The 12,524-nt window shown below is 69.0% G+C and carries 9 protein-coding genes; 2 read left to right on the top strand and 7 right to left on the bottom strand.

Annotation, left to right across the window (positions count from 1 at the left end):
- The first annotated feature begins 157 nt into the window (after window positions 1-157).
- On the top strand, window positions 158-2,047 hold the full coding sequence (locus ACPUER_RS22200; protein ID WP_425132125.1) for an amidohydrolase: 1,890 nt from the start codon (window positions 158-160) through the stop codon (window positions 2,045-2,047).
- A gap of 95 nt (window positions 2,048-2,142) precedes the next feature.
- A complete protein-coding gene (locus ACPUER_RS22205) occupies window positions 2,143-2,814 on the top strand; it encodes a phosphohydrolase (protein ID WP_175961675.1) in 672 nt (223 codons plus the stop codon).
- A gap of 78 nt (window positions 2,815-2,892) precedes the next feature.
- On the opposite strand, the gene ACPUER_RS22210 is transcribed toward ACPUER_RS22205, so the two are convergent.
- From ACPUER_RS22210 to ACPUER_RS22240, 7 genes are all read right to left on the bottom strand, one after another.
- Window positions 2,893-4,005, bottom strand: a complete 1,113-nt coding sequence (locus tag ACPUER_RS22210) for an alkene reductase (protein WP_425132126.1) — start codon at window positions 4,003-4,005, stop codon at window positions 2,893-2,895.
- A gap of 181 nt (window positions 4,006-4,186) precedes the next feature.
- Entirely contained in the window at window positions 4,187-5,404 is a 1,218-nt protein-coding gene (locus ACPUER_RS22215) for an MFS transporter (RefSeq protein ID WP_425132127.1), read from the bottom strand.
- 401 nt (window positions 5,405-5,805) lie between these two features.
- Window positions 5,806-6,723, bottom strand: a complete 918-nt coding sequence (locus tag ACPUER_RS22220) for a LysR family transcriptional regulator (RefSeq protein ID WP_072437947.1) — start codon at window positions 6,721-6,723, stop codon at window positions 5,806-5,808.
- A 70-nt stretch (window positions 6,724-6,793) separates the two neighbouring features.
- Entirely contained in the window at window positions 6,794-9,055 is a 2,262-nt protein-coding gene (locus ACPUER_RS22225; protein ID WP_425132128.1) for a molybdopterin cofactor-binding domain-containing protein, read from the bottom strand.
- Window positions 9,055-9,555 carry a (2Fe-2S)-binding protein gene (locus ACPUER_RS22230; protein ID WP_105392436.1) on the bottom strand — a complete coding sequence of 167 codons (501 nt, stop codon included), beginning with the start codon at window positions 9,553-9,555 and terminating at the stop codon, window positions 9,055-9,057. Before ACPUER_RS22230 ends, ACPUER_RS22225 begins: the two co-directional genes overlap by 1 nt.
- Complete coding sequence (locus tag ACPUER_RS22235; protein ID WP_425132129.1) at window positions 9,552-10,832, bottom strand: c-type cytochrome; 1,281 nt, start codon at window positions 10,830-10,832, stop codon at window positions 9,552-9,554. Before ACPUER_RS22235 ends, ACPUER_RS22230 begins: the two co-directional genes overlap by 4 nt.
- A gap of 399 nt (window positions 10,833-11,231) precedes the next feature.
- Window positions 11,232-12,356 carry an FAD binding domain-containing protein gene (locus tag ACPUER_RS22240; RefSeq protein WP_425132130.1) on the bottom strand — a complete coding sequence of 375 codons (1,125 nt, stop codon included), beginning with the start codon at window positions 12,354-12,356 and terminating at the stop codon, window positions 11,232-11,234.
- Window positions 12,357-12,524: the final 168 nt, after the last annotated feature.

A 12,524-nucleotide genomic window follows, 5' to 3' on the forward strand; every position in this document is an offset into this window, starting at 1 on the left:
CCCGGCCCGCGCAGGACGCAGCCGCGCCATCGCGCCGCAGCCTGCCGGTCCGATCGATCAACGTTCAAGGGGAAGTGGATGGTCCGTGTATCGTCAATCCGGGTGCATGCCGCGTGCGGCCGTATGCCGGCTTTCGGCGCAAACAGGAGGCCGGACGGTGCTTAAGGCGACGGAATCCGCCGAAACGGCGGACCTCATCGTATGCAACGGCAAGATCGCGACGCAGGACGACCGGCAGTCGTTCGTGACCGCGCTCGCGGTGAAGGACGGCCGGATCCTCGCGACCGGCAGCGGGCGCGAGGTGATGCGCCATGCGCGCGCCGACACGCTGCGCATCGACCTGAACGGCCGCACCGTGATCCCGGGGCTGAACGATTCGCACCTGCACGTGATCCGCGGCGGCCTGAACTTCAACCTGGAACTGCGCTGGGACGGCGTGCCGACGCTCGCCGATGCGCTCTGCATGCTGCGTCGCCAGGTGCTGCGCACGCCTGCGCCGCAGTGGGTGCGCGTCGTCGGCGGCTGGACCGAATTCCAGTTCGCGGAAAAGCGTGGGCCGACGGCGGCCGAACTCAACGCGATCGCGCCCGACACGCCGGTCTTCATCATGCACCTGGGCGATAGCGCGCTGCTGAACGCGGCCGCGCTGCGCGCGATCGGCTATGGCCGCGATACGGCCGATCCGCCCGGCGGCGAGATCCAGCGCGATCGCCTCGGCAGGCCGACCGGCATGCTGATCGCGCGCCCGGACATGGGCATCCTGCATGCGGCGCTCGAGAAGGCCCCGAAGCTCGGCCACGACGAGCAGATGAATTCGATGCGGCACTTCCTGCGCGAACTGAACCGCCTCGGCGTGACGAGCGCGATCGACGCGGGCGGCGATTTCCAGGCCTATCCGGACGACTATGGCGCGATCATGGCGCTCGCGAAGCGCGGCGAGCTGACGGTGCGCATCGCGTACAGCCTGTTCGTGCAGCATGCCGGACAGGAGCTCGACGACTGCGCGCGATGGGTGACGCTGGCGCAGCCCGGCGATGGCGACGGGTTCCTGCGGATGAACGGCGCCGGCGAACTGCTGGTGTATTCGGCAGCCGATTTCGGGAATTTTCTCGAACCGCGCCCCGATCTGCCCGCAGCGCTCGAGGCCGAACTGGCCGCGGTGGTCCGGCTGCTGGTGCGGCACCGCTGGCCGTTCCGGCTGCACGCGACCTACGACGAATCGATCGGCCGTTTCCTGAACGTGCTCGAAGCCGTGAACCGCGACATCCCGTTCGACGGGCTGCGCTGGTTCTTCGATCACTGCGAGACGATTTCGGATGCGAACATCGCGCGCATCGCCGCGCTCGGCGGCGGCGTGACGGTCCAGCACCGGATGGCGTTCCAGGGCGAGTACTTCATTGCACGCTACGGCGCGGAAGCGGCCGCGCGCACGCCGCCGATCCGCGCGATGCTGGCGGCCGGGCTGCCGGTCGGCGCGGGCACCGATGCGACGCGCATCGCGAGCTACAACCCGTTCGTGTCGCTGTACTGGATGGTGTCCGGGCGCACCGTCGGCGGCACGGCGCTTTATCCCGAACGCAACCGGCTCAGCCGGATGGAAGCGCTGCGCCGCTATACGGTCGGCAGCGCATGGTTCTCGAACGAGGACGACCGCAAGGGCGCGCTGGTGCCCGGCCAGTACGCGGATTTCGCGGTGCTGACGGACGACTACTTCACGATCGACGACGCGCAGATCAAATCCTTGTCGTCGGTGCTGACGGTCGTCGGCGGCAAGGTCGTGCATGCGGACGACGAGTTCGCGCCGCTTGCGCCGCCGCCGCTGGCGGTCCGCCCCGCGTGGTCGCCGGTGGCCGAATTCGGCGGTGTCGGCGGATTCGGCCAGCGTCGTCCTGCCGCGCCGGCACAGCCGCGTGCGGCGGCCGACGCTGGCCAGGGTGCCGGTTCCGTGCGCGGCTACGGGCGTCGTTTCGCGCAGTGCCTGCATGCGGCCGCGACAGAGTCCGTCAAGCCGTGCGAAGCATTCGGTCAACCCGGTGTCGTCTTTTAGGATGGCGTCGCTCAGCGGGCAGGCCGGCGACCCCGGCGCGTGCCGCGCGATGAATGGACAATTTCCCGCCCCGGCGCGGGGCAGAAGGAGACGAGATGAATTCTGCGCACACGTGCGCATCGGCCCATGACGAAGTCGCCGGCGTCCGCATTCCCCGGACGCCGATGGCGATCGAAGCCGCCGAAGCGGCATGCGCGTCGCTGCCGCGGGTGATTACCGACCACGCGCGCCGGGTGTTCGTCCTCGCGTCGCTTGCCGCGCGACGTGCAAGCGAGACCTGCGATGCCGATACGCTGTACGTGGCCGCGATGTACGCGAACATGGGACTGAGCACCGCGTATTGCCGCTCGACCGAGCGCTACGAGATCGACAGCGCCGATGCCGCGCAGGCGTTCCTGCTGCGCCATCGGACGCCGCAGCGCATGCGCGACGACGTGTGGCACGCGATCGCGCTGCATACGTCGCCCGGTGTGGCCGCGCGCGTGTCGCCGCTCGCGCGCGTGCTGGCGTCCGCCATATCGACCGACCTGATGGCAACCGGCGTCGATGCGTATTCGGTCGACGAGCGGCGGGCGCTGCTCGCCGCGTACCCGCGCGGCGACGGGTTCGGCGATGCGTTCCTCGATGCGATCGCCCGCGGGGTCGCGCACCGGCCGGCGTCGACGTTCGGCACGTGGAGCGCCGACGTGCTCGAGCGCGCCGATCCGGATTTTCACCGGCCGAATTTCTGCGGACGCGTGCTGGGCGCGCGCTGGAACGACGCGTGAGCGGGTCAGCACGACGGGTTCGACCAAGGTCGGCGACGGCCTGAGCGAGGTTGCATCGGGCCGCCGCCGGAGCGGGGCTCAGGCCGCCCGGCTGGCCGCGTCGTGACGCGCATAGTCGACGTATCCCGTGCGGTCGCCGCCATACCAGCCGACCGGCTTCGGCGCGGCGAGCGGCGCATTCGCCGCGATGCGCTCGACGAGATCGGGGTTCGCGATATACGCGCGCGCAAACGCGACGAGATCGGCGTCGCCGGCATCGATCAGCGCGTTCGCGGCGTCCGGCGCGATGCCGCCGTTGACGATCAGCGTGCCGCCGAAGGTCTTGCGCGTGTTCTCGACGATGCGCGGCAGGTCGGGCTCGCCGCTCCAGCCGTTGGTGTCGGCCGCGTGCAGATAGGCGACGCCGGCTTCGTCGAGCATGCGGCCGACGTACGCGTACGTCGCGTCCGGATCCGCGTCGCGCACGTTGTTGTACTTCGCGTACGGCGAGATGCGCACGCCCACGCGGTCGAGCGGCATCACGCCGCCGACCGCGTCGACGATTTCCTCGAGGAAGCGCGCGCGGTTCGCGACCGAGCCGCCGTAACGGTCGTCGCGGCGGTTCAGCGTCGACGACAGGAACTGGTGCGGCAGGTAGCCGTTGGCCGCGTGGATCTCGACGCCGTCGAAGCCGGCCCCCATCGCGCGGATCGCCGCGTGGCGGAATTCGTCGACCGTCCCGGCGACTTCGTCCGTCGTCATCGCGCGCGACGGCGTCGCGTGAATCTTCGTGTAATAGCCGTTCTGCAACTGCGCCCACACCTGCAGCTGCTCGAGATCGTCGTTGACGCCGGACGGCGACAGCGGCGCATCGCCGCCGAGCAGCGTCAGCGAGCTGACCCGGCCGCCGTGCCACAGCTGCGCGAAGATCCGGCCGCCGTTCGCATGGACCGCGTCCGTGATCTGCTTCCAGCCGGCCGCCTGTTCGTCGGTGACGAGCCCCGGCGTCAGTTCGAACGACGCGGAGGCCGGGCTGACGTTGGTCGCTTCGGTCACGATCAGGCCGGCGGACGCGCGCTGTGCGTAGTACTCGGCCATGAGCTCGGTCGGCTGGCCGCGCGACGGCGCGCGCGAACGCGTCATCGGCCCCATCACGATACGGTTGGGAAGCGGCAGGCCGCGCAGGTCGTAGTGGCTGAGCAGGGAAGACATGATGGATTCCTTGTGCGTGGAGCAGGGCGGCGCCGCTTGTCGTGCGATAGCGTCCGGTTGCAACCGGCGCAACGGCGGGCCCTGCGGAAAGTTCGGGAGTGACGCGGGTGACGTGCCGGCAGCGTTCCGGCGCGCGAACGGCCCGGGCGGGATTCGCGCGTGAACCGGTGCCGGCGCCGGTTCAGGTCCGTGCGTGGCGTTCCGCGTGCGGACGCCCGATCATGAGGTAGTGTGCGAGCGCGACGATCGGGAACACGCCGGCGACGGCGGCGACGAGCGGCCAGCCGCCATGCTCGTACAGCGGGCTCGCGAGCGCGGAGCCGATGGCGCCGCCGACGAAGATGCTCGTCATGTACAGCGCGTTCAGGCGGTTGCGGCTCGCCGCGTGCAGCGCGTAGATCTCGCGCTGGCCGAGCACCATGTTCATCTGCACCGCGAAATCGAGCACGATGCCCGTGACGACCAGGCCATACAGGCCGGCGCCGTGGATCAGCGCGACCGCGTACGACAGGGCGCCGGCGACCAGCGCGATCAGCGTCGCCCGCACGGTATGGCCGGCATCCGCGAGGCGGCCCGCGACCGGTGCCGACGTCGCGCCGATCGCGCCGACGAGCGCGAACAGGCCGATGGCCGATTGCGACAGCCCGTAGTGACGCGTCAGCTCGACCGGCACGGCGGTCCAGAACAGGCTGAACGACGCGAACATCAGGCCCTGGTAGAACGCGCGATGGCGCAGCACCGGCATCGTGCGGACCAGATGCAGCAGCGAGCCGATCAGCTCGAAATAGGTCGCGCGATGATCGGGCTGGCGCGACGGAATCGTCAGCGCGAGCACGGCCGTCACGAGCGTCATCAGCACGGCGGCGGCCGCGAACACGAAGCGCCAGCCGAACGCGTCGGCCACCACGCTCGACAGCGGGCGCGCGAGCAGGATGCCGAGCAGCAGCCCGCTCATGATCGTGCCGACCACGCGGCCGCGCGAATGATCCGGCGCGAGGTGCGCGGCGAGCGGCACCAGGATCTGCACGGCGACCGAGCTGAAGCCGACCAGCAGCGAAATCGCGAGAAACAGCCCGGGCGTCTGGACGACCGCGGCCGCCGCGAGGCTCGCGATCGACACGACGGCCGTGACGATCATCAGCTTGCGGTTCTCGAGCAGGTCGCCGAGCGGCACGATGAAGAACAGGCCTAGCGCGTAGCCGATCTGCGTCAGCGATACGATGAGGCTCGCGGTTGCGCCGGACATGTGCAGGCTCGGCGCGATGAGTTCGGTGATCGGTTGCGCGTAGTACAGGTTCGCGACGATCGCGCCGCAACTGAACGCGAACAGCAGGATGAGGCCCTGCGTAAGCTTGGCCGCGTGCCCGTGGGGCGCGAGCGGGGTGGATTCTGCTGACATGGTCGACTCCTTGGAAAGAGATGTCGGGTGCCCGTTCGTCGGGCGGGCGTTGCGATTGCCGTCGCGGCGAAACGGAAGCCGCCGCATTGCCGTCAAGATTATTGATCGATCGATAACAAGGGAATACGTCCGGGGCGCAATCGAGCATTGCGCGCCACGCAAAGGGGGCGGATCGTGCGTGGGTTCATGCGCGGGCGCCGGTGCCGGGATCGGTCGCGAAGCGCATGCCGGCGTCGGCGAGGCCTCCGGCGCGGATGTCGCGGATCGCGAAGCCCGATGAGGCCAGTTTGGATCGACAGGACGGAATAGTCCTGAACGCCGTCTTAAATCATGTGATTCATGCTGTGCGCGCGGCGGCGCGGACGATCAGTTGCAACTGCGGGTTTCAACAGCGGCGGGTTTCAACAGCGCTTGCCCTGCAGCGTCGGAATCTCCGCGAACAGCCCCGCGAGCCAGTCGACGAAGACCTTGAGCTTGACGGGCGTATGCCGATTGGGCGGATACAGGATCGAGATCGGCCGGGGCGGCGTGTTGAAATCGGTCAGCACCTCGCGCAGGCGCCCCGATTTCAGATACGGCTCGACCAGGTACAGCGAGGTCTTGATCAGGCCGATCCCCGCGACGCCGCACTCGATGTAGGTGTCGGCGTCGTTGACCGCGACCGTGCCGCACATCTGCACGATGCGCGTTTCGCCGTCGACGACGTAGTCCCAGGGGCGCGGGCGGCCCGTATCGGCCGAGATGTGGCTGATCGCGACGTGCTGGGCGAGATCGTCCACCGTGTCGGGCGCGCCGCATCGGTCGAGATACGTGGGGGACGCGCAGGTGCAGGTCGTCAGGCTGCCGATCCGTTTCGCGACCATCCCCGAATCGTCGAGCGCGCCGATCCGCACCACGCAGTCGACGCCTTCGCCGACGAGGTCGATCTGGCGATCGGTCACGCCGAGCTCGACCATGATGCCCGGATGGGCGGCGAGAAATTCGGGCAGCGCGGGCACCATGATCTGCTTCGCCATGGCCGGCGGCAGGTTCACTTTCAGACGGCCGCGCGGCACGTTGCGCGCTTGCGATACCGATGCCTCCATGTCGTCGATCTCGCGCAGCACCGCGACCGAGCGTTCGTAGTACGCCTGCCCGTCCTCGGTGAGCGAGATCCGGCGCGTGGTGCGGTTCAGCAGCCGGCAGCCGAGATGCTGTTCGAGCGCGCTCAGCAGCGCGGACACGCGCGGCGTCGTGAGACCGGTGGTGTCGGACGCGCGCGTGAAGCTGCCTGTCTCGACGATGCGCGTAAACACGCGCATTGAAAGCAAGGTATCCATCGTTCCGAAATCTCCAGCCTGTTTGTTGTCCGCGCCGGTTCATGCCGGCGCGATGTGTCGTGTCGTGCCGCTAGGCGTCGATGCGTTTCCTGAGCGCGTCGCCCGCAAACGGCATTTCGCGCAGGCGCTGGCCGGTCGCGTCGAAGATCGCGTTGGCGAGCGCGCCGGCGGTCGGTCCCATCGACGCCTCGGCCGCGCCGAGGAACGGGGCGCCGGGACGATTGATCAGATTGACCCGCACGCTTTGCGGCGCCGCCGAGAAGCGCAGGATCGGATAGCTGCTCCAGTCGAAGCTGCGCACGCGCTGCGTATCGTATTTCAGCGCCTCGTACAGCGTCCAGCTCGCGGACTGGATGATACCGCCCTCGATCTGGTTGCGAATGCCGTCCGGCGACACGATCTGGCCCGCGTCGACGGCCGCTTCCGCATGTTCCAGCGTCACCTGGCCGGTTTCAGGCACGACCGACACCTCGACCGCGATCGCGACGTAGGCCATCAGGTTCTTGTATTTGCCGAATGCGAAGCCGACGCCGCGGTTGCGTTCGCGCGGCGGCCGCGGCCAGCCGAATTTCGTCGCGGCGAGCTTGATCACCTGGCGCGCGCGGTGATCCTGCATGTGACGCAGCCTGAATTCGACGGGATCGACGGCGGCCGCGTGCGCGAGCTCGTCCATGAAGCTTTCGATCGACCAGACGTTCGTATGCGCGCCGAGCGAGCGCATCGCGGATGTCTGCAGCGGCATCGTCGGCGAGAAGTTGTTGACGATGTGCATGTTCGGCAGCGCGTACAGCGGGATAGCGTTGCGGTCGCCGCCGCCCTCGGGCTGCAGCATCGGCGTCGACGGCGCGGGCACGAACGGCGGCTCGAGCATGCGCGCGGGCAGCAGCCGGCCGGCGTTGACGATCCGCTCGTTGTGCGAACTGCTCCACAGCGCGTAGTTCCAGTCGACGATGCGGCCGCTCGCGTCGAGCGATGCGCTGAGCTCGGTGACCATCGCCGGCGTGAAGTGGTCCCACGTATGTTCCTGTTCGCGCATCCACTGGACGCGGATCGGCTTGCCGGGCATCGCGGCCGCGATCAGCGCCGCATGCGCGGCCGCGTCGTCCGCGCCGTTGTGCCCGTAGCAGCCGGAGCCCTCGGTGTGAATGCAGCGGACGCTCGCCTTCGGCATCGACAGCATCTCGGCGAGCGCGTCGCGCAGCGGGTAGACGCCTTGCGAGTGGGTCCACACGGTCAGCATGCCGTTCTCGAGATGCGCGACCGAGCAGGACGGCCCGATCGAGCCGTGCAGCAGGTAGTTCTTCAGGAACGTGGCGGACAGCGTTTTCGTCGCCGGCGCGGTTTGCGCATGCGTATTGGCGATCTCGATGCGCTGCGTCGAGATTCGTTTCAGGTCCTCGTGAACCGTGTTGCGATCGGGCAGCGCCCGGCCGGGCGACCAGCGGCAGCCGGCGGCCAGCGCGCGCTGCGCGACGACCGCCTGCCATTCGCCCTGCGCGACCACCGCGAGCATGCTGCCGTTGCGCACGATCCGCACGACGCCCGGCATCTTCAGGATCGCGGCTTCGTCGAACGACAGCAGCTTCGCGTCGTACACCGGCGGCATCACGACGCGCGCATGCAGCATGCCGGGCAGCGTCATGTCCTGCACGTAGCTGACGCCGCCCGTGACCTTGTTCGGAATGTCGACGCGCGGCAGCGACGTGCCGATCACGGCGAACGTGGCCGGACTCTTCAACGGCGACGTCGGCGTCGCGCGGCGATGCAGGTCGACGGTGCGGACCGCGTCGCCGTAGCGCATCGTGCGGCCGTCCGGCGCCTTGATGACCGCGTCGGCGACGGTGAGCAGGCGCGCCTCGACGCCGAACTGCTTCGCCGCGCCGTCGACCAGCAGCCCGCGCACCTGCGCGGCGGCGTTCAGCAGCGCGGAGCCGCTGTCCGCCATCGTGTGGCTGCCGGCCGTCAAGCCCTCGTCCGGCGACGCGCCGGTATCGGCGGTCAGGAACGTGATCAGCGAGGGCTTCATGTTCAGCTCCTCGGCGGCCACCTGCAGCAACGCAGTGCGCACGCCGGTGCCGAGCTCGACCTTGCCCGTGAACACGGTGACCTTGCCGTCGGGCGTGATCTTGATCCACGCGTCCAGCAGCGGGTTGGTCTTCAGGCTGCCGGCCAGCGTTTCGGTGGCCCCGGACACGTGGACGGCCGCGCCTTCGTCCGCGATCACGACCTCGGCGGCGGCGCGCGCGGCCGGTGCGAGGCTGAACGCGACGAAGAGCGCGCCGGAAACCATGAAGTGCCGGCGGCCTTCGTCGATATCGTCGGGTGGGTTCATCAGAGTCCCTTGCTGATCGTGACGGGAGCGGCGGCCGGTTCCGGGTCCGGCAGGCCCGCGACCTGGCGCACGGCCGCCAGGATCCGCATGTGCGTGCCGCAACGGCACAGATTCGGTTCCATGTGCGTGCGCAGCTCGTGTTCGGTGGGTTTCGGCTTGCGTTCCAGCAGTGCCTGCGCGCGCATGATCATGCCCGCGATGCAATAACCGCACTGCGCCGCCTGATGTTCGATGAACGCTTGCTGAAGCTTGCCCGGATGCTCGGCGGTGCCGAGGCTCTCGAGGGTCCTGACGCGACGCTCCCCGACCGCGGCGACCGGAATCAGGCACGAGAACATCGGCTTGTCGTCGACGATCACGGTGCACGCGCCGCATTGTCCGAGGCCGCAGCCGAACTTCGCGCCGTGCAGGTGCAGGTCGTTGCGCAGCGCGTAAAGGAGCGGCGTGGACGGATCGATGTCGAGCGTGTGCCGCACGCCATTCACGGTGAGGGTGATCATCGCGCGCTGTCCTCCTTTCTGAGTTTCGCGGCCAGGGTGTCGATGCCGCTCCACGCGGGGCGATCGGTGTACGTTTCGCGAAGGTACGCGGCGAGGTCCGCGATCTGCGCGTCGTCGTACTGGTCGAGGTAAGACGGCATGTAGTTCAGCGTGTCCTCGCCGTGCCAGCCGATCCCGTTGAACATCATCTGGATCGCGTTGCGCGGCGTGTCGGCGGCGACCGCCGTGCTGAACGCGAGCGTCGGCCGTTCGCCGATCGACTGCATCGGCGATGCAGGCCCGTGGCACTGCGCGCACGATGCCTGGAACAGCACCGCGCCGCGTTGGCCGGCAGGCGTCGTCGCATGGCGTTCGGCGGCGCTCGTCGCAGGCCGCGGGGCGGCCGGTTTCTGGATCGACAGGATGTAGGCCGCGATGGCCTCGACATCCTCGACCGGCACCGTCGCGAGATCGCGCGTGACGGGCAGCATCGGTCCGGCGGCCGCGCCGTGCTCGCTCGCGCGGCCGGTGCGCAGGTACGTGACGAGTTGCGCCTGCGTCCACGGCCGCACCGCGTTGCCGAGCGTATTGAGCGGCGGTGCTTCCCAGCCGTCGACGATGCCGCCGTCGAACGCCTTGCCCGACTGTTCGCCGCCGATCGCATTCAGCGGTGAATGGCAGGACGCGCAGTGGCCGAGGCCGTCGACGAGCGCCTTGCCGCGATTCCATTGCGCGGATTGCGACGGGTCCGGCCGGTATGCGCCCTCGCGCAGGAACAGCACGTTCCAGAACGCGACCAGCGGCCGGAAGTTGAGCGGGAAGATCAGGTCGTTCGCCGGCGTCTTCGTTCGAACCGGCTCGCGGGTCATCAGGTACGCGTACGCAGCTGCGATGTCGTCGTCGGACATCCGCGTGAAGTGAATGTATGGAAACGCCGGGTAGAGCGGGTGGCCGTCGCGGGCGATGCCGCTGCGCAGCGCGCGCGCGAACGCGTCACGCGACCAGCGGCCGATGCCGGTGTCGGCATCTGGCGTGATGTTGGTCGCGTAGATCGTGCCGAACGGCGTCGCGAGCGGCAGCCCGCCCGCGAACGGCTTGCCGTCCTTCGCGGTGTGGCAGACGACGCAATCGCCGAGCGCGACCACGCGCGCGCCGGCCCGAATCAGTTGCGGATCGAACGATGCGCGGGCAGGCGGATCGATCGGCGCGATCGACGGCCGAACCATGATGCCGATCGCGACCGCCAGGCCGGCGATCGCGATGCCTGCCGCACCGAACCAGAGTCGTTTGTGCTTCATGCGCGCTCCACGCGAACCGGTTCGCCCGGCGTCATTCGACTGGCGGGGCAATGGACAGCGCGTCGGACGCGCGTGTCCGCATGACGATCGCGCGCGGCACCGCCGATCCGGTTGGCGTGACAGGCGGACCGGCTGGTGCGGCCCGGCTTGCGCGTGCTCGCGACGGACGTTCGGCGGCACGGCATCGCCGATCGATTCGGCGATGACAAGCCTGCCCGGCGGCAGCGATTCGCGGCGGAGATCATGTCGTTACTCCATGGGTGGGGACCGCGCGCGGACGGTTTGCCTGCGCGGTGGGGGATGGGGGGCAGTCTACGCGGGCGCCGACGCCATTTCCTGAAGCTGCGCTGAAACGTTCTGAACGCCCGCATGCTGCATTCCGGCGCCAGCGCACATGCGTCAGCGCGGCGTGCCGAGGCCGAACGACGCGGCAAGTTGCGGACCCTTGTCGAGCAACGAGGTCACTTCCTCTCGCCGCCGGGCCGACCATGACGCCAGGCGCTCGACGACATCGGTCGCGTCCGCCGGCAGCGCTTCGGCGAGCGACACGGCATCGCTCGCCGCCTTCGACGTGCCGGATGCCGTATGGGGGCGCACGGTGCAGGCCGCGTCGCCGATCAGCGCGACGCGGCCGTCGACGAAAGCGGGACTCAACGCATCGAAAATCGCCTGGTTGAATGGCGCGCGCGTCGCGAGCACCAGTTGCGACAGGGAAGCAGGCAAGCGTTCGCAGGCGAGTTGCCGCAGCGTCGCGACGGTGTCGTCGGAAAGCTGCCCCGGATGCACGGACGCGTGGTGGACGTGGCCGGCCCGATCGGTCAGGTGACGGCGCAGCGCATCCTGATCGGCTTCGTTGCGATACCACAGCCAGTTGAACCGGCGCGTGCCCGGCACGAGCGAGCCGTCGAGCGCGGGAATCAGGAACGCCATGAACAGCTCGCCCGGCGCCTTGTGAAGCGTCATGTTCTCGACCAGCGATGCGATCGACGCGGCGTCGAATTCGGCTTCGTCGACGATGCCGCGCCATGCGAGGTAGCCGGCAAACGACGGCGTATAGCCGGGGAAGAGGTGTGCGCGCAGGTTCGAGCCGGAGCCGTCGGCTGCAATCAGCACATCCGCGCGGATGCGTTCGTCTGCGAGGTAGACGTCGACGCCGTCCGCGTCCTGGTCGAAGCCGGTGACCGTGCGGCCGTAATGGATGCGCCCGCGCGGCAGCGTCTCGCACAGCGAGCGGTAGACGGCGTCCCACGACGAAAACGGCAGCATTTCGGGTTCGTCCCGCGTGACGACGCCGTCGCGATCGATCCAGCGCCGCCGATGCGTCGGCACGCTGATCGTCTGGCGGCAATGCCGGCCATGCCGTTCGAGAAACGCCATCATCCGGCGCAACACGGCCACGCCGCCGCCCTGGCCGCGCAGCGGCGTCGGCGAGCGCTCGCAGACCGTGACGTCGTGTCCGATGCAATCGAGCGTCAGCGCGGCCGCGAGACCCGCGATCGATCCGCCTGCAATGACTATCTTCATCGTGCGTGATTCCCGTGTTCGGCCGGCCGCGTGCGTCGCCGGCCGGCCGTCGTGATGCGTGGCGTTGCATGCCGGCCCGCACCGGTTCGCCGGATGATGCCAGGTCCGGCAACGGCCTGCGCCGACGGTGCAGGCGTGGGTCGAAAGTTTCCATATGCCTGCTTGCCC

Origin of the sequence: Burkholderia sp. DN3021 (genome assembly GCF_049805555.1) — a bacterium.
Classification (GTDB): domain Bacteria; phylum Pseudomonadota; class Gammaproteobacteria; order Burkholderiales; family Burkholderiaceae; genus Burkholderia; species Burkholderia pyrrocinia_C.

Coding starts and splice junctions, on each gene's coding strand:
- ACPUER_RS22235 (WP_425132129.1), bottom strand. CDS start 10,832: ATGAAGCACAAACGACTCTGGTTCGGTGCGGCAGGCATCGCGATCGCC.
- ACPUER_RS22215 (WP_425132127.1), bottom strand. CDS start 5,404: ATGTCAGCAGAATCCACCCCGCTCGCGCCCCACGGGCACGCGGCCAAG.
- ACPUER_RS22210 (WP_425132126.1), bottom strand. CDS start 4,005: ATGTCTTCCCTGCTCAGCCACTACGACCTGCGCGGCCTGCCGCTTCCC.
- ACPUER_RS22220 (WP_072437947.1), bottom strand. CDS start 6,723: ATGGATACCTTGCTTTCAATGCGCGTGTTTACGCGCATCGTCGAGACA.
- ACPUER_RS22205 (WP_175961675.1), top strand. CDS start 2,143: ATGAATTCTGCGCACACGTGCGCATCGGCCCATGACGAAGTCGCCGGC.
- ACPUER_RS22230 (WP_105392436.1), bottom strand. CDS start 9,555: ATGATCACCCTCACCGTGAATGGCGTGCGGCACACGCTCGACATCGAT.
- ACPUER_RS22240 (WP_425132130.1), bottom strand. CDS start 12,356: ATGAAGATAGTCATTGCAGGCGGATCGATCGCGGGTCTCGCGGCCGCG.
- ACPUER_RS22225 (WP_425132128.1), bottom strand. CDS start 9,055: ATGAACCCACCCGACGATATCGACGAAGGCCGCCGGCACTTCATGGTT.